The sequence below is a fragment of the Thermogymnomonas acidicola JCM 13583 genome, from assembly GCF_001316105.1.
Lineage (GTDB): Archaea > Thermoplasmatota > Thermoplasmata > Thermoplasmatales > Thermoplasmataceae > Thermogymnomonas > Thermogymnomonas acidicola.
In genome coordinates, this window is sequence record NZ_BBCP01000009.1 from 75192 (window position 1) to 92092 (window position 16901).

Here is a 16901-nt window from a genome sequence, read left to right on the forward strand (position 1 = left end):
CATTGGCAAATCGAGTACTTCCCTGTCCCTGGCCACCTCCCTCACGGCGGCGGGCATATCAATGACCCTCCGGCCCTTCCCTGGCCTGTGGCCCTCCACCAGGGGGCAGGTACCTGGTCATCTCCCTCCCTATCCTGAAATAGGCGTTCTCCGCGCTTACCCTCCTTTCCACTGTCTTCCCACGGGAGCCGTAGAGCGTCCTAATGAAGTAATTGGATGGGCTCTGCCCTGCTGGCCTGCTGTAAGGTACCTGTGCCGGTGGCCCGAGATCGACGCAGTTGTTGAAAAGCCAGCACCTCTGGTACGCGTCCCTGACAACCTGTATTTCCTCTGGCTTCCTGGCAAAGAGCGAGACAGCAGCGTTAAGGACGAACTGGTTATCTGTTATGCCGCACCACTCGATCGCTGCCATGAAGTCCGATACTGCAACCATGTCCCTCCTGCCGAGGGAGGCCTGCAGGTGCCTTGAAAAGAGGAGCGCCTTAGCGTACAGCCTCTCTTCCATCTGCGGCACCGAGTACGTTCGATTCCACAACAAGGCGGTAGTCCTCAGGGTTCTTCGCTATGGTGGATGCCAGCACCTCTGGGTTCCCTAAACCCAGGTACACCATCGAGAGCGCCAGGTCTATGGTCTCAGATATGCCAGGCTTCTTGACCATGCCCTCCAGCCTCCTTACCTTCCTCGTTACCTCCACAGCAGCCCTTGCCAGGGAGGGGCTGATGCCAGCGGCCCGTGACATGACTATTTCGACCTCCCTCTCAGCGTCTGGGTAGTCCAGGAAGAGGTAGATGCATCGCCTCCTCAGGGCGTCGCTGAGTTCCCTGGTCCTGTTCGAAGTCACTATAACGACGGGCCTCTGGCTCGCCCTTATGGTACCGAGCTCGGGTATCGATACCTGGAACTCTCCCAGGAACTCCAGGATCATGCCCTCGAACTCCTCATCTGACCTGTCGATCTCGTCAATGAGGAGAACAGACCTCTGGCCGCCGGATATGCTCTCCAGAATGGGCCTCTTTATCAGGAACTCCTCAGAGAAGACACGCCTGTAGTCCATGTCATTTGCCTCAGAGGTCCTGAGGAAGAGGAGCTGTTTCTGGTAGTTCCACTCATAGAAAGCGGAACTGTAGTCCATGCCCTCATGGCACTGAATCCTGTGGAGTTTCATCCCCGTTGACTGGGCCACGGACTTCGCAAGCTCTGTCTTCCCGCTCCCCCCCGGTGGGCCTTCAACCAGCAGCGGCTTGCCCAGCAATTCAGACAGGAAGAGGGATGTGCATATCCTGCTGTCTGGTATGTACCCTGCAGAGCGCAGGGACGCTTCCACATCCCCCCCTGGAGAACTCCAGATGGGCATCGCTTTCATAGTGATATATGGTATGAATAGTTTTCCAGTTCCGCTTCAGTCCGACTCCAGGCCAACCGGGTCGATCCTCTCCACGTTCGAGGAGTGTGTGTATGCGACGATGCAGAAGACCAGTGTGAGCACAAGGAATATGGTTATGTCAACTGAGACGTGGAAATAAGATATGACATATCCGCCGGCGATGCCCGTAAGGGCCTCAACTACCTTGTTGACCATGTAGTTGAAGCCGTTCACGGTGCCCCTGAACCTGGAGCCGAAGGCGTGGTTCACGATGGCGTTGTAGGACATGGGGGGGCCGAGGTACTCTAGGAACAGGGTCAGTGCTGACATGGGCACGAACACAACCCTGGGGGGGAGAATGCCCAGAGACGCCAGTAGAGCGATGAAGAGCGATGCCACTATGCCGAACGAAGGCAGAGTGGCAGAATGCTTTGTCCCGTACCTGAAGGCCAGCCTTGAGCTCAGGAAGCCGCCCGCGAGGGCGGCAGCGTATATGGGCACGTCGAAGTACAGTGAGCCGGTCACGCCTCCGAGGCCCAGTTCAAGGAGGGAGTAGGTGATGTAGAAGCTGAAGCCCCCAGGAGATGATCCCAACGATCACGTTGAGGGATGTGGAGAAGATTAGGACGCCCCTCTTCCCGGACGAGAGGGCAGCCCCGATGGATGGCCTTAGTGTGCCAGAGGCCCTCTCGGCACTACCAGAAATGTTGGGGGGGCTTTCTCCGTATATGCTCCTCAGTACCTCGTCAGCCTCCCTGTACCTGCCGTCCGGGCCAGCCAGAACGGCGTCTCAGGTATCCTCGACCTGAAGATGAGGACGACGAGGGCGGCGGCTGCTCCAACAGCAACAGGGTACCTCCAGGTGTTTGGGCCGTACCCTGCAACGTGGATCAGGAGGAGCACCAGTCCCACTGCGAGAAGGGCAGTCATGGAGAAGGCATAGGCCCACAGTGGGTAGACCTCCTTCCTCTGCGCCGTGCTGATGAACTCGTAAATGTACGTGAAGCCGGTGGCCACGTCTGCCCCAAGGCCAAAGCCCATCACAGCCCTAAATGCAGTGAACTCCACAGCACTTGTCGATAAAGCCTGGAGCGCTGCCATGACGACGAAGACAAGGAGGTTGTAGATGAGCATGGTCCTCCTGCCGAGCCGGTCGGTCATGAGGCCTCCGAAAAGTGCACCCACCACTGCCCCCGATGTTGGCAGAACCCACCGCAAACCCGAGCAGGAGGCCGCCCGGGTGGAAAGCCATCCTGAAGGATGCGAGCGTGAAGGAGAAGGAGGTAAGATCCCAGACATCAATGAATATCCCGGCCATGGCCAGTGCGATCATGGCCCTCCTCAGCCTGTTGTCGTGGCTGAAGACGAACTTCGCCACCGATATCAGCGGGGGGGTCTCTGCCATGGTTACCCGTAGTTCGTCAGGATAAATCTCTTTTTGGATGGAAAATCCTTATTTCCCCAGCAACAATGGTGTGGACGGTGGTGCATCACGAAGTTCCAGGCTCATTCAATGTATCCGTGCCACCAGAGAAGGTGTATTCGTTCCTGACTGACCCGGAAAAGCTGGCCTCAGTGGTGCCGGACAAGGAGGGACAGTCTGTTTCTGGTGACGGTTCGCTCAACCTCACGGTCAAGGTCGGCATATCGTTCATAAAGGGGACGTTTAACGTTAATGTCAAGGTCTCGGATTCGAAGCCAGGCGAATCTGTCACAATAACGGGGGCCGGCTCTGGAAAGGGCGGGGCCGTGGATTTCACGGTGAACTGCAGGATTGCACAGGAAGGCGGTGGCTCGAGGGTTGACTGGGATGTGGACCTTAACATAAGGGGAACAATAGCCACAATGGGAGCCAGGATGATACAGGGGCAGGCGAAGAAGTACATAGACCAGATGATAGGTGACATGAAGAAATCGCTCGAGGTGGCCTCATAGGCACCCCCCCAGCTTCCTTTTCAGCATGGCAAGGTCCTCTGGTGTGTCCACATCTGTGAGGCTGTCGGCATCAGCGTCGATGAAAACAACATCCTCCGGGTGGCTGTCCAGGATCTGCTTGGCCCCCCCTGTCTCCGCGCAGCGCCCTGAGTTCGCCGTAGAACTCTTTGGGGGGGAAGCAGACCGGCGTGACCGTCTCACCATTCACCCGTGTGGCGCATATCCTGCCAGGAGTGCATCTGGCAATGAGCCTCTCGATGTGCTCCGCACGCACCAGTGGCTGGTCTCCGTTCACGAATACGATCCTGGCTGAACTGGACAGTGCCTCCACCGCACACCTTATGGAGGAGGACATGCCCTGGGACGGATCCCTGTTTATCACCTTCGGGACACCCGTATCTCTGTCGGCCAGGCCACTCGCCTCCGATACGACGATGAATGTCTGCCACGGGCCAGTCCTGACGTTCCGGAGCGTGAGGCTGAAGAGCGGCATGCCGCAGACGTCCTGCAGCAGTTTCTTGTCACCAAAGCGCTTGACAGCCCCCGCTGCCAGGACCACCACGGAATCCGAGTCAATCACCCCCGGAAAGGTGCCTCAGGCCGTCGATGAACTTTTCCCTGTCCTCTTCCGAACCCCCCCTCTTGACCGGCATTGATAGCAGGATCTTCCCACCCCCCCTCTTCCCTATTTTTCTGGTCAACCTCTCAACATACCCGGAGATGTTTCCGGATGTGTAGGTGACAGCCAGGGCGATCCTCCTGCCACCCAGATCGGCGCTGGAGAGGAACCCGTTGACTACCGGGCAGTTGTACACCCACTTTGGAAAGACAAAGACCAGGTCCTCCGAGCCCAGGTCGACCTGCTTAACCCTTACAGAGGAGCCAGGTATGGATGCCAGGAACTGCCATGTCCTGAACCCGTGGTTCCTGACAGGCTCGAGCTGCACCGATGGTACCCCCCCACCGAGGGACGTGGACACTTCATTTATAAAGGCCTGTCCCGATCGGCCCTGGCCAAAGTGGACGATCCTCCAGCATAGGGGGGTAATGGTAAATGTGTTAAAAAATGGATACGCCGGGCGTTTATGATACTATGAAGCCGCCGGTCATCCAGCCGGGGGGGGTGTCCATGGCACCGGACCAGCCGCTGGGCCCAGAGCCGCAGGCCGCCTCACAGTGCCACTGGTAAACACCTGGCGACATTGCAGGTATCACAGCATGCACCACAGAGGTGGGCGGCACGGGGGGGATATTCACTATTGGAGTGCTCTGGCTGAAGAGAGTGAAGGTGTGCGCTATGTCATTCTGGTTCACCGCACTGACATTCTGAGCACCTGACAGGATCTCCAGGCCGCCGGATGCCTGCGTCATGTTGACCATGGTGTTGTTCACTATCTGCTCCATGTTACCCACGGTGCCGAAGACCCTAGACATGGAGGCGGGCACAGGGGGGGCCGTGCCGTTATCGTAGCATATTATGGTGATGCTTATCTCCACTCCAGATGGAACAGTTATCGTGGTTGATGGCACCAGGCTACCGTTTTCGAGCACGAAGAATGCAGGCTGGTCACCAACGGTCGAGTTGAAGTAGTTGTTCGTGGTGATCACGAGAGTGAGCTGGTAGGGCCCATTCTGGACAGCCGAGGCCTGAGGCTGTGAAGGTGATGAGTTGTATGTCATGACCCAGGCCACACCGATCGCCCCCCCAGCGACGATCAGGGCGGCGACGCCTATTATGAAGAGTGAGTTTGCCTTGTCCATTTTCCTCACCATTTGCAGTAGGGGAAATGTTGAGATAAGTGGATAGCCTTAGATGTTAGCTTGATCCCATGCTGAAGTCTGGCTCCAGGGTGATAGGTATAGATGACGCACCCTTCAGGAGAGGGGGGGTGGACAGGAAAACACATATCGTTGGGGGGGTCATGTCAAGGCTCTCCGGGTATGTAGAGAAGGTATTCGTTGGCGAGGTCACGGTGGATGGCGACGATTCCACAGAGAGGATCTCGGACATAGTTTCCTCCGCAGGCAACGTGCTGGCCGTGCTCACGGACGGGGGGGTAACCTTCGGTGGCCTGAACGTGTGCGATATAAGGAAGGTGGCGGAGGCCACTGGTGTGCCAGTGATCAGCTTCGTGGACCACATGCCAGATGTTGAGAGGATGGCAGAGGCGATTCAGAAACACACGGTAAGGCCTGAGGGCAAGATAGGGATCCTGAGGGCACTCACGACCCATAGGGTGGAGGTGGATGGCCACGCGGCCTTTTTGAACATAGAAGGCACAGACCTTGATACTGCGAGAGAGATAATCAGGCGTCGACCATAAGGGGGGGCCACACGCCGGAGCCCCTAAGGCTCGCACACCTCATCGCGGGTGCTCTAAAAAATGGTGTCAGTAGGGGGGGGAGGCCCTAGCTCACTCCCTGAACATGAAGAACTCCAGCTGGTCAACGGCCTTGCCCTTCACCTGGTCAAGCTTCTGGAGCACCTCGTCGAGGGTGTCCTCCTCCACAGGTATGTACTTCATCCTGCCCTGCGACATGTGGTATGAACCGGGGGGGCAGAGCGTGCCCTCCTTGACTATTATGGCGTCAGGCTTGAGTGTCAGTATGCCCCTCATCGCTATCTCCTTACCCCCCCCGTGGGGGCATCCCGTAGCCGGGGGGGTTCTCGTACTCCTTTATCTCATTCTTCTCCTCGTCTATCTCGACTATGGTGTCCCCCCCGTAATCCAGAGGGGGGGTGAGCATCCTGTCTTCGTCCACAACTGCAACTATCTTCATAGCTGCACCATGCGTATCTGGGATTTAACCTTGATGTGTCCCCCCCTCAAGGTACATGGTGCCCTGCAACGTGTGACCGCAGCCTGCGGAGATTCCGGATCCCGGCAGGTCTCCCATTTATATCCCCCAGCTGCACCATTTCCAGTTTGTTAACCGAGATTAAAAATTTATTAAATGCTACGATACACTTCATATGCCCGCCTCTGAACAGAAGATAATCAACAGGAAGATGCAGGGTGATTTTGTAACCAACCTGATCAGGCAGGTCAAGTTCAAGAGGAGCGACTTCAGGACAATAGGGTCCTTTGGCGGGTTCACATCACTCATCGACCTGGGGGGAACCTGGCCCTGGCGTTCAACAACGACGGCGTAGGCACCAAGACAATAATAGCGGAGAGGGCAAACCGGTGGGAGCCTATAGCCATCGACTGCGTTGCCATGAACGTCAACGACACCATAACTGTTGGTGCAGACCCGATTGCCATGGTGGACTACATAGCGCTCAAGGAGATGGACAACGAGGTGGCACGGCAGCTGGGCACAGGCTTCAACGTTGGCACGCAGATGGCCAACGTCACCCTGGTGGGCGGTGAGACGGCAATAGTGCCAGACCTGGTGAACCACGTGGACGTGTCAGGGGGGGCAGTGGTAGGCATTGTGCAGAAGTCGCAGATAGTAACGGGGGGGGAGAACATACAGGATGGCGACCTGATCTTTGGTCTCCAGAGCAGCGGCCTGCATTCCAACGGCTTCACCACTGTGAGGGACATAATAGACAAGAACGAGATTGACCTGTTTTCCCAGTTCCCCGGGGGGGAGAGCAAGAAGACCGTGGACGTCCTGCTTGAGCCAACCAGGATCTACGTCAGGGAAGTCCTGGACATAATGAACATCGTCAACATAAAGGGGGGGATGGCCAACATAACCGGGGGGGGCGGAATAAAGAACATAGTGAGAATGAAGGACATGAAGTATGTCATAGAGGACCCAATAGAGCCACAAAACGTCTTCAAGAAACTTATGGAGATGGGAAACCTGAGCTACGAGCAGATGTACGAGATATTCAACATGGGCATAGGTTTCGTCATAGTCATAGACCCGGAGAGCAGGATCGACTTCATAAACGCCATGAGGAACAAGGTCCAGTTCAAGGAGATAGGGCACGTGGAGAACGGCAGCGGCATAGAGATACCGAAGTACGGTGTCAAGCTGTCGGGCTACTACTGACCCCCAGAGAATACCTCCATAACGACCACACTATCCCCGTCGTCTATAACCCTGTCGGACGTAGCTGGAAATCCGTTGACAAGGACTATGTGGGCCTCCCTGCTAAGGCCCAGCCTATCGAACATTGAGTCCACGGTCATCTGACCGTGCTTCTCGATCACAGACCTCCTCCGGCCCACCACCGTTATCATGGACAGCCCCCCCGGCAGATTCGAACTGCGTCGTCGGATCCAAAGTCCGAAATGCTTGTCCACTACACCACGGGGGCTTGCTACTGGGAAATGCGAGTTAAAATAAATATTATACGTGGTGTAGTCTGCCTTATGGCGTTATCTTTATTGCCCTTGTCGGACAGACACTCTCGCAGGCCATGCAGAAGATGCACTCGCTCTCCCTAACAGGGTCACACTTGTCTGTCCTGTACTTGTCCCAGAGCTCCTTGTCGTTGGCTATGTTCTTGTCGTTGCCGGTACCCATCTGCCCCCCCGGGTTCAGGAACCACTCGTACAGGGTTACCGGGCACACGTCCATGCATGCGCCGTCCGCGATGCATGCCTCCCAGTCAATCGCGACCTTTGTGCCGTGTATTCCGTTCTTTGTGGGATAGGGCTTGCCATCAGCATCGTACCTCTGTATGCCCTCTGCCCTGACCTCGTGATCGTGGTGCTTTCCGGTGACAGGGTAGTGCTCGGTGTCCTCAAGGAAGTTCTCATCGATGGGCTTCGGTTTGTAGTCTAGAGTCTCAAGCTTTACCAAATGACCACCGCTCCCGATATCACCTGAAACTTATTTAAATTATATGTTGTACTCATTCCAGAATGGAGTTGAGGTTCCGGCGTGGATAATTTTCTGGATCCCGTTCCAGATGGTGCACCGTGCTAGAGTACATCGCACTTGCCGGTGGGGGCAGGCGGGGGTCAAAGGTAGCGTCCACCTCCACGTACTTCTCCGGGACCTCCACGATGAACTCTGCCTTTGGCTTCTGTTCCCTGCCAGCGTATAGAACCTGCTCACTCTTGCTGCGGTCCCTGTAAACAGTTATACCCTTGCAGTTAAGCTGCCTGGCCAGCCTGTATGCCTCCTCCACGTCCTCCACAGTGGCGTCACTTGGCAGGTTTATGGTCTTCGAAACCGCTGCGTCCACGTACTTCTGGAACGTGGCCTGCATGGTGACGTGCCACTCAGGCCTTATCTCGAGAGCGGTCCTGAAGACCCTCTTGAGGTCCTCAGGCACGCTTGTCCCCCCCACCAGTGTGCCCGTGGATGCTATCCTGTTCACCAGCTGCTCTGAATAGAGGCCCCCCCTTTCGCGGAGTTTCCTCTCTAGGACCCAGTTGACTTCCATGAGCTCCTTCCCGTCCAGCACGTGCCTTATGAAGGCCAGGGCATAGAACGGCTCAATCGATGAGGAGCACCCGGCTATGATCGATATAGTACCCGTGGGGGGGCTATGCTGGTTGTGGCCGAGTTCCTCATCTTCCTGCCCATCGCGTGCCATAGCGAGCCTTCCCAGGCCGGGAATGTCCCCCCCTCTCCTCCGCAAGCCTCTCGGACTCCGAGTGGGAGGTCTCCTGTATGAACGACATCACCTGTTCAGCCACGCTCAGCGCCTCGTTGGAATCGTACGGAATGTCCATGAGCGCCAGGGCGTCTGCGAACCCCCCCATGACGCCAAGGCCTATCCTCCTTGTCTTTCTTGTTACCTCCTCTATCTCCTTTACAGGGTACCTGTTCGCGTCTATCACGTCGTCCAGGAAGCGCACCGCAAGGCGCACAGTCTTCTCCAAGGCATCGAAGTCGATCTTCCCATCCACAACGAACTTCGACAGGTTTATGGAGCCGAGGTTGCAGGATTCGTAATCCAGCAGTGGCTGCTCACCGCAGTTGTGCACCACAAGGCCGTTTGCAATGAAGGAGTGGGTAACTGGCTCTGTAATGTCGAAGACCTCCTCCTCCCCCCCTCGAACTCCAGGCCTGCAAAAGTGTAACTCACTCCACCTTCCCCCCCCTGCCGCCTTACATTGAGCTTATCGCCATATAGACTGGCCTGGAATCCGTTGTTTATCAGGAGTACATGGAGGGCGTTGATCGCCTCTTCATCCATGTCACTTACGTCTACCGACAACTGCTCCCCCCCATTGTCCCCCCCCTCTGCAAACATTGAAGATATGAAACCTTCCTGTGCCTCCCTGCTCATCTGCAGGAGTTCTTCAATCAGGGAGACATGGACAAGGGCCTGCGCCCCCCCACCATCTAACCCCCCCTCATGCTCCTGTATATCCTGGCGCCGTCCTCCCTTGTGCCCTGGGACCCGAAAGAGCCCGCACCGGAATAGATCCTGATCCTTTCGCCCCCCCTCCTCAGCTCACCAGCCGTTACCCAGCCCCCTATCGTCGCTGTAGACCCTGTGGTCCAGTGTCAGCCTAATATAGAGGCCCTCCTCGGTTATGAGCCTGTAGGTGTTCTTCACTCCGGTTGTGAATACCCTGGAGGCCTGCCTCTGCTGGCCCTTCCTGAACCTGCTGTCTATCGATACTTTGATCCTCCCGCCTTTCCTCGCCAGGTCTCTGGCCCTCATGATGCCGCTGGAGGTGAATATGAAAGTGTCACCAGCCACGCATGGGTTCGTTGCTTCTATGCTCCCCCCCAGGTTGGGGGGGACGGTGTTGTGCCTGTTTATCTCGTCTATGAAGATAAGCCCAGGGTCACCACTGGCCCATGCGCTCCTCACTATGGCGTCCCAGAGCGTCTGTGCCCTGAGGTGGCCAGTGGCCTGCCCGGTCCTGGGGTTTACCAGGTCTATGTATCCATCGTTACTGAGCGCCTCGAAGAACTTCTCATCAACCGCAACCGATATGTTGAAGTTCCTGAGCACCGTGTTTGCCGGGTCCTTGCTCGTGACGAACTCCATTATGTCGGGGTGGTCATACCTCAGCACCCCCCCCATGTTCGCCCCCCCACGCCTCTTGCCGCCCTGCTTTATCACGTCCGTTGTGACATCGAATACCTTCATGAAAGATACGGGGGGGCCAGAGGCCACCCCCCCATCGTCGAGCCCACCACGTCGTTCTTTGGCCTGAGCTGGAGAATGAAAAGCCTGTACCACCACCAGACTTGTGTATCCTTGCGGTGTTCTTTAAGGTCTCAAAGATCTCGTCTATGCTGTCACCCACAGGGAGTACAAAGCAGGCCGAGAGCTGGCCCAGCTCTGTTCCCGCATTCATCAGCGTGGGCGAGTTGGGGAGGAAGCGGAGCTCTGTCATCTCCCTGTAGAACTGCTCTATGTAAGTCCATGCCATGGAAGGCCTCTCCACGAACTCCCTGAAGGATTCCCAGTCACACTTCAGCCCCCCCTTCTCGCTGCAGACCTTCTCAAATATCCTCTTCAGTTCACTGATCTGTGTGGGAGAGAGCTGGTAAAACTTGCCCTCCCTGGTATTCCCCCCCCTCTCAGGAACTCGTATACAAGCTCCACCATGCCAACGTTCAGGGCCACGCGCCAGAACATCTGCCTGGGGGGTCTCAACAACGTTACCATTCCTGTCCTTCAGGAGGTACCTGGCCCTTAGGACTTCAACTGCATTGAGCGTGAGCTTCATGTCATCGTTCACGCCAAGGTTCCTCTTCGTCTCCCTTACGAGCCTCCTCTGCTCCCTGTAGAGTATATACGCCCTCGCGACCTGGGCGAACCTGACACCGTCACGCTCGTACTCCATTAGGACTTCTTCGACCCTGTCCTGGATCGTCTCAACATCTACCTTATCGGATTGCAGGAGGCCAAGCACACGCCTTGTGACCTCCTCTGCATCAGACATGCTCCCCCCCAGCCTAGACGACAGCATGGCCCGGTAGACCGCATTCTTTATTCTCTCCCTATCGAACGGGACTTCGCTTCCGTCCCTCTTCACAACCCATCTGGTTCTGGCATAGGAGAACATCACACCCTTTGTGCATAATACAGCAGCCTAACATATAAGGTTTGACAGTTATCCCGATACGAATTTCGCATTACAGGGCAGGCCTCACGGCCAGATCTGCCTTGACAGGTACTTCCGGAATATCTCCATCCCTGAATCAGGTTCTGCCGTGATGATTATCTCCAAGCTGTCGCGGAGCCTGTTGAGGTGTGCGCCTATGTTGTACTGCCTCAGGCCGTTCCTAACAACCTCCTCAAGGCCCACCTCGCTCCTCTCTACGTCCACATAGAGCCTGTTACCCCCCCTGATGTAAGGCCCCCCCCGGAGCCTCCTCCTGCCCTTCCACTTTGCGTAGAAGTCCATGGCATTCTTGCTGTCGACGGGTGGGCCCTCGTGCACCTTAATCCTGGGAAGTGTGCCCCCCCTCTCACACTCGACCAGGATCTGCACACGCTCATTCACGAGAACTTCCGAATCTATGGGCAGGAAGCCTTCCCTGGAGAGGAGGCCCATAAGGATGTTCCTTAGGCGCACGGCCTGAGGGTATATAACATCGTCTATCTCATCTGGCCTCGGCAGCGTGAAGAGTGCAAATGTGGAGTCCCTGCTCCCTCCGAAAATTTCACCCTCCGGTTGCACCATGCTGAAGAACTTCTCTGATGGGGGGGATGAGAGGAATATCTTCGAAAGCATCTTCATTTTCGAGAGGGACTCAAGGCTGATAGCTGCCCCCCCAGCGTTCCTACCCGGGTCCGTCGGGTCTATTATTACCGCCGGGGGGCATCGAATTGGGAGAGGAGTTCCCTGTCTTCAGGGATTGTGAGCGGCCCTGTGAGGGTGGAGAAGTACCTTATGGTCTCCATGAAGGTGCCGAAGTTCAGGACCAGCAGCTCACAGACATAGCCCGAGAAGCCAGAGACCTTGACCTCAGATCCGTAGACACCGGCAGTCTTCATGAACGCCTTCAGGAGCCTCACCTCGTCCCTCTGGACATCAGTGATATGGTCCTTCACGTACTCCGTGTGCAGCGGCGTCCTGTCAACCGAACTTATGATGCTTGTGCCGGGGGGTATCTGGTAGCAGGGCACTATGTCCACCTTCCTTCCAAGGTACCTGCCGGAAACGTACGGGTGCTCCGCGTACTTCTCCTGCCCTTCCGGGAGCACCTCATGGCCAACCCTCAGCCCCCCCATGCTCTCCATCTCCCACTCCCTGTACTCCCTGGAGAAGACTATGAAGATGTCTATGTCAGCATCCTTCAGGTGCGTCCCCCCCTTTGATACGGAGCCCACCAACCTGGGCTCCGCCTTTATGCCGTCCCTCTTCAGTATATCCGATATCCTGGACGTCAGTTCCCTAACGACCCTGTCTATGGTGGCCTGCTCTTCCCTGTCAGGCCTTATGGACGCGAGGACAAGATCAAGGTTCATGTTAACTGCCCGTGAGGTTAACAATGGCCTGTGCCGGTTCTCCGTCTGCGGCTTTCAGGGCCTCTATGGCCTTCTCCCTTGTGACATGTGCCTGCTCCATCACAAGCTTTATGTCATCTTCACTGAAAGGTGCCGCCTGCTCGGTCGCTTTTGAAGCAGCAGTATCCTTCTTTACCTCCTTGATGGTGCCCGATACCTGGAATGTCTTCTGCCCCCCCTGTGCCTCTATCATTATGACCTGTGCGTCCGAGATGACATAGTCCTTTTCCTTTCCCCCCCTGAAAATGACCTCCTTGACATCAGTCATTTCTGTGGACTTTATGCCCATCTGGGCCATCATCTCTTGATCTCCCTTGAGTTCATTCGGCCAGGTATCATAATGTAAGATTCGTGAGGTATGCATAAGACTTGTGAATCCTCAGGCCGACGTCCTGCTGGGGGCTGCCGCTGCTGACGATGAAGAATGCCAGGAGTATTGACACTATTGCAGGGAACAGGGCAACGGAAAAGAGTAACTTTGGTGAGTAGACCCACAGGGCAGCCCCCCCTATTATTGGCGCAATGAGGGCGATCGGTACAGCCATGACATCCCCCCCTGATGTCCAGTCCCTGAGGTAGTAGTCATTGATGCACCTACCAACAGGTACATCGAGGCCCAATGTCCAGGAACTGCCAGAGGGAGAGTGCGCAGAAAGAGGCCAGGAACGTCGTTGAATCCATCATTAGTGAGAGCAGGACAACGGGTATGGCAACTACAAGAGGGTAGACAGGCCTAAGCCTATCAGAAAACCTCGGAACGACTCTCCAGATGTAGTGCTCCGACAACATGAATGCTGCAGCAAACAGGGAAAAGAGGTACTCGAGTTCCCTCAGTGAAATTCCGCTCCTCGCGGATGAGGAGGGCAGGAAAAAGACAACTGAAAAGATGGAGAGGGCCATCAATACAGTGGTAACAGGCGCCAGAAGGGCCCTGAGGGACTGCTCGGTCTGGAAATAACTGAACCTCTTTATTTCATCCACCCTTACCAAACTCAGCCTCTGGTCCTTCTGCGGGCGGTAATTGACCTTCAGTGCAAATGGCATCATCACTATGGCCGATGAAATTGTTGCAATGGACAGCACACCGTAGAGGAGGGGGGGGAACGGTACCTGGAAAAATGAAAGTGGCACCATGATTACCAGGAAACCTGAAAGCATGGAGAGCCTGGAGATTGCATTTCTGGCTTTGCCTGCAGATGCCGTGGATGAGAAGAACCTCGCAATTGAAGGCTGTGAGATGCCAACGAGCAACTCAGTTACACAGAGGGAGATGGCCGATGAGGCCACGCCAGGCCTCAGGTAAACCAGGCTCAGCACGATGCCCTGGAGGAAGAGCGTGAATACAACCAGGTGCGCCATGGGGGGGATCCTCCAGTACAAAAACCGTGAGATGAGCCGGCCTATGAGGTTGGTAAGTACCAGGGCAGCACCGATGAACCCGAACGTGTAAAGGTCTATCCGGAAGTAGGTGAACATGTAAGGCAGGGAAAGCCAAAGGAGGGAGAAAGAAGACAGGGCCAGGCCTCTCATGATCGGGACGATTATGTACGAATGGCGTTCGCTCCAGCCTGGCGCACCGGTTTCCATGTGATATGGCCATCTCCCTGCACTTATAAGTATATTTCCACAGGTTGCAGTGGTTGTGAATGCATTTCACACATCCAGGCAAGCAAGGAAGGCATATCTTACACAGGTGTGGCTATCTTGAAGTTCCCAGGCAAGGAAGGGAGCAGTTTGTGGACTACCAAAATGCTTATATCTCGGTAAGTTATCACACTCTTACGCTCTCACAAATGCACTCTCTGAAATGTTATGTTCAGAGGGGAAGGGTTTGAGGTTCAAAAGACCTGTGACACCACCAATGGGCCAGCGAGATGGATTGTGCGTCTGCTAAGCTGCTTGGGGGGGGATGGCTTGGCTTGGGGGGGGCCGAAGAAGGACGTGCCAAGCTGCGATAAGCCCCCCCGAGGAGGCGCAGGGAGCCTTAGATCCGGGGGGGATCTCCGAATGGGACTTCCTGCCATTTTGGCACTCCGTAAGGAGGGGGGGAACCCGGGGGGGAATTGAAACATCTTAGTACCCGGAGGAAAAGAAATCAATAGAGATGCCGTTAGTAAGGGCGACCGAAAGCGGCACAAGGCAAACCGAATACCATCCTGAAAAGGGTGGTAGATGTGGAGTTTGGACAGTCTCCAATGCCTCCCTGCTGAACCTGAACCACCTGGAAAGGTGGGCCATAGAAGGTGATAGCCTGTAGGGGGGGTAAGGCAGGAAGCTACGAGGGACTGTATCCAGAGTACCGTGCGTCGTAATTCGCGCGGGAATACGGGTGGCACTAACATCCAACCTTAAATACCTCCCAAGTCCGATAGCGAACAAGTACCGTGAGGGAAAGCTGAAAAGTAACCCGAAAGGGTGGTGAAAAGAGCCTGAAACCAAGCAGCGATAAACTTACAGGGCACTTAAGGGATGAGACCGCCAATAACGGTTGACCGGTGTTCTGTTGTCCGTGTTGAAGAACGGGCCAGGGAGTTCTGACGAGTGGCGAGGTTAATCCCTTAGGGAGTAGCCGCAGCGAAAGCGATTACCCGCACAGCAATGGAGGGGGGGTAGCGTAGCAAATGCGTTTAGTCACTCGTGGGAGACCCGAAGCCGGTCGATCTACGCCTGAGCAGGTTGAAGCCTAGCGAAAGCTAGGTGGAGGACCGAACCAGTTCTGATGTGCAAATCGTTTGGATGACTTGGGTGTAGGGGGGGTTAAAGGCCAATCTAGGCCGGCAATAGCGGGTTCCCCCCCCGATACTACCCGCAGGTAGACCTCAGCTGAGATGCTCGGTGAGGTAGAGCGACCGACTGGTTGGTCAGCGGTCGAAAGGCCGCGCCGACCTATCAAACTCCGAACTTGCCGAGATCGTAGAAGCTGGGTGCTAGGGTATAGGGATAAGCTCTGTACCCGTGAAGGGAACAACCTAGACTAGGGTTAAGGCCCCCCCTAAATACTGGCTAAGTGCGATCTAAAGGGGGGGTTCATGGCCAAAGACAGTGGGGGAGGTTGGCTTAGAAGCAGCCATCCTTTAAAGAGTGCGTAACAGCTCACTCACCGAGGCTATGTGCCCCGAAGATGGAAGGGGCTAAAGCCAGTTGCCGAGACCCTAGGGCACCGAAAGGTGATCCGGTAGGGGGGGCGTGCCGCATGGGCGGAAGCCTCTCCGAGAGGAGGGGTGGACCGTGTGGTATCGCGGATCCTGGTGAAAGTAGCAGAAAAGAACCGTGAGAATCGGTTCCGCCGAAAGGGCTAAGGGTTCCTTGGCAATGTTCGTCAGCCGAGGGTTAGTCGGTCCTAAGACTGCCCCCTAACAGGAGGTAGTCGAAAGGGAAGCTGGTTAATATTCCAGCACCTCTGGTGTTCTGCCGGTGTCACTTGTTTCGGGATATTGGGGGGGTGCGCTTGCCTACGCATTTGCCTGTATAAGCCGGTGGAGAGTCGTAATGACGAGAAGCCGGCGAAAGCAGGTGAGGCCCCCCCGTAAGGGGGGGCTCCCTGAAATTCCTGGAGCCTGTGAAAGGTGGCATCGGGTCAAGCCAGAGACCGTACCAAGAACCGACACAGGTGCCCCCCCTGGATGAGAAGTCCAAGGCGTTTGGGTCTAATGGACGCGAGGGAACTCGGCCAAATAGCTCCGTATCTTCGGTAGAAGGAGTGCCTATCCCGGGAGGGATAGGTCGCAGTGGCAAGGGGGGGACTCCGACTGTTTACCAAAAACACAGGTCGCTGCTAGTTCGAAAGGATGTGTATAGCGGCCGAAACCTGCCCAGTGTCGGTACCTGAAAGCCCCCGTCCAAGGGGGGGAAGAAGGGCCGATAAACGGCGGGGGGGGTAACTATGACCCTCTTAAGGTAGCGTAATACCTAGCCGCTTAATTGGCGGCTTGCATGAAGGTTCAACGTGGGTCCCACTGTCCCCGCGTTCAGCCCCGTGAAATCGATGCACTGGTGCACAATCCAGTCTCTCCCACGTGAAAGCGAAGTCCCCGTGGAGCTTTACTGCAGCCTGTAGCTGTGATACGGTTCCCGATGCGTAGCGTAGGAAGGAGCCGTCGAAGCCTGGGTTTTGGCCCAGGTGGAGGCGCCAATGAAACACTTCCTTCGGGAATTGCGTCACTAACCTCTAAAAGAGGGACAACTATTGGTGGGCAGTTTGGGTGGGG

Annotated in this window: 16 protein-coding genes, 1 tRNA gene, 1 rRNA gene and 5 pseudogenes; 4 read left to right on the forward strand and 19 right to left on the reverse strand. The window is 56.0% G+C overall.

Annotation, left to right across the window (positions count from 1 at the left end; all coding sequences use genetic code 11):
* Positions 1–58: 58 nt before the first annotated feature.
* The 4 genes from JCM13583_RS08755 to JCM13583_RS08770 form a co-directional block, all read right to left on the reverse strand.
* The gene (locus JCM13583_RS08755) at positions 59–514 is read right to left on the reverse strand and encodes a hypothetical protein (protein ID WP_075057397.1); all 456 of its coding nucleotides are present in this window, start codon (positions 512–514) and stop codon (positions 59–61) included.
* Complete coding sequence (locus JCM13583_RS08760; protein ID WP_075057398.1) at positions 483–1355, reverse strand: MoxR family ATPase; 873 nt, start codon at positions 1353–1355, stop codon at positions 483–485. The genes JCM13583_RS08755 and JCM13583_RS08760 overlap by 32 nt, the downstream gene beginning before the upstream one ends.
* A gap of 45 nt (positions 1356–1400) precedes the next feature.
* Positions 1401–1958, reverse strand: coding sequence for a hypothetical protein (locus JCM13583_RS08765; protein WP_075057399.1), 558 nt, complete (start codon positions 1956–1958; stop codon positions 1401–1403).
* A 141-nt stretch (positions 1959–2099) separates the two neighbouring features.
* The gene (locus JCM13583_RS08770) at positions 2100–2552 is read right to left on the reverse strand and encodes an MFS transporter (protein WP_171823545.1); all 453 of its coding nucleotides are present in this window, start codon (positions 2550–2552) and stop codon (positions 2100–2102) included.
* Between the two features lie 294 nt (positions 2553–2846).
* On the opposite strand from JCM13583_RS08770, the gene JCM13583_RS08775 reads away from it, so the two are divergent.
* Positions 2847–3299, forward strand: a complete 453-nt coding sequence (locus tag JCM13583_RS08775) for a carbon monoxide dehydrogenase subunit G (protein ID WP_171823546.1) — start codon at positions 2847–2849, stop codon at positions 3297–3299.
* 70 nt (positions 3300–3369) lie between these two features.
* Here the strand turns inward: JCM13583_RS08775 and JCM13583_RS08780 are convergent, their stop codons facing one another.
* From JCM13583_RS08780 to JCM13583_RS08790, 3 genes are all read right to left on the reverse strand, one after another.
* A complete protein-coding gene (locus JCM13583_RS08780) occupies positions 3370–3879 on the reverse strand; it encodes a nucleotidyltransferase family protein (protein WP_075057402.1) in 510 nt (169 codons plus the stop codon).
* Positions 3872–4279 carry a hypothetical protein gene (locus JCM13583_RS08785; protein ID WP_075057403.1) on the reverse strand — a complete coding sequence of 136 codons (408 nt, stop codon included), beginning with the start codon at positions 4277–4279 and terminating at the stop codon, positions 3872–3874. Before JCM13583_RS08785 ends, JCM13583_RS08780 begins: the two co-directional genes overlap by 8 nt.
* Positions 4280–4382: 103 nt before the next feature.
* Positions 4383–5060 carry a hypothetical protein gene (locus tag JCM13583_RS08790; protein ID WP_171823547.1) on the reverse strand — a complete coding sequence of 226 codons (678 nt, stop codon included), beginning with the start codon at positions 5058–5060 and terminating at the stop codon, positions 4383–4385.
* Between the two features lie 68 nt (positions 5061–5128).
* On the opposite strand from JCM13583_RS08790, the gene JCM13583_RS08795 reads away from it, so the two are divergent.
* Positions 5129–5623 (forward strand): DUF99 family protein, encoded by a 495-nt coding sequence (locus JCM13583_RS08795; RefSeq protein ID WP_075057405.1) that lies wholly within the window; start codon positions 5129–5131, stop codon positions 5621–5623.
* Positions 5624–5713: 90 nt separating this feature from the next.
* Here JCM13583_RS08795 and JCM13583_RS08800 read toward each other — a convergent pair.
* Positions 5714–6080: pseudogene (locus JCM13583_RS08800) on the reverse strand (hypothetical protein).
* Between the two features lie 193 nt (positions 6081–6273).
* On the opposite strand from JCM13583_RS08800, the pseudogene JCM13583_RS08805 reads away from it, so the two are divergent.
* Positions 6274–7307, forward strand: a pseudogene (locus JCM13583_RS08805) (phosphoribosylformylglycinamidine cyclo-ligase).
* Here the strand turns inward: JCM13583_RS08805 and JCM13583_RS08810 are convergent.
* The 11 genes and pseudogenes from JCM13583_RS08810 to JCM13583_RS08865 all read right to left on the reverse strand — a co-directional run bounded on the left by JCM13583_RS08810 (position 7301) and on the right by JCM13583_RS08865 (position 14280).
* Positions 7301–7498, reverse strand: a complete 198-nt coding sequence (locus JCM13583_RS08810) for a MoaD/ThiS family protein (protein ID WP_075057406.1) — start codon at positions 7496–7498, stop codon at positions 7301–7303. The pseudogene JCM13583_RS08805 and the gene JCM13583_RS08810 sit on opposite strands and share 7 nt — an antisense overlap.
* Positions 7499–7502: 4 nt before the next feature.
* Positions 7503–7575: transfer RNA gene (locus JCM13583_RS08815), tRNA-Gln, on the reverse strand.
* Between the two features lie 53 nt (positions 7576–7628).
* Entirely contained in the window at positions 7629–8063 is a 435-nt protein-coding gene (locus JCM13583_RS08820) for a ferredoxin family protein (RefSeq protein ID WP_075057407.1), read from the reverse strand.
* Between the two features lie 122 nt (positions 8064–8185).
* Positions 8186–9244 (reverse strand): annotated as a pseudogene (locus JCM13583_RS12970) (hypothetical protein).
* A gap of 428 nt (positions 9245–9672) precedes the next feature.
* Positions 9673–11023: pseudogene (locus JCM13583_RS12975) on the reverse strand (hypothetical protein).
* Positions 10949–11245 (reverse strand): annotated as a pseudogene (locus JCM13583_RS14375) (ribonucleotide-diphosphate reductase subunit alpha); the annotation flags it as partial. The pseudogenes JCM13583_RS12975 and JCM13583_RS14375, both read right to left, overlap by 75 nt.
* Positions 11246–11329: 84 nt before the next feature.
* Entirely contained in the window at positions 11330–12013 is a 684-nt protein-coding gene (locus tag JCM13583_RS08845; RefSeq protein WP_162509695.1) for a hypothetical protein, read from the reverse strand.
* Positions 11992–12654, reverse strand: coding sequence for a nucleotidyltransferase domain-containing protein (locus JCM13583_RS08850; protein WP_075057413.1), 663 nt, complete (start codon positions 12652–12654; stop codon positions 11992–11994). Before JCM13583_RS08850 ends, JCM13583_RS08845 begins: the two co-directional genes overlap by 22 nt.
* A gap of 1 nt (position 12655) precedes the next feature.
* Positions 12656–12994 carry a nascent polypeptide-associated complex protein gene (locus JCM13583_RS08855; protein WP_075057414.1) on the reverse strand — a complete coding sequence of 113 codons (339 nt, stop codon included), beginning with the start codon at positions 12992–12994 and terminating at the stop codon, positions 12656–12658.
* Positions 12995–13028: 34 nt separating this feature from the next.
* On the reverse strand, positions 13029–13313 hold the full coding sequence (locus JCM13583_RS08860; RefSeq protein ID WP_075057415.1) for a hypothetical protein: 285 nt from the start codon (positions 13311–13313) through the stop codon (positions 13029–13031).
* Positions 13288–14280, reverse strand: coding sequence for a hypothetical protein (locus JCM13583_RS08865; RefSeq protein WP_075057416.1), 993 nt, complete (start codon positions 14278–14280; stop codon positions 13288–13290). Before JCM13583_RS08865 ends, JCM13583_RS08860 begins: the two co-directional genes overlap by 26 nt.
* A 313-nt stretch (positions 14281–14593) precedes the next feature.
* Here JCM13583_RS08865 and JCM13583_RS08870 point away from each other — a divergent pair.
* Positions 14594–16901: ribosomal RNA gene (locus JCM13583_RS08870) — 23S ribosomal RNA — on the forward strand; the annotation flags it as partial.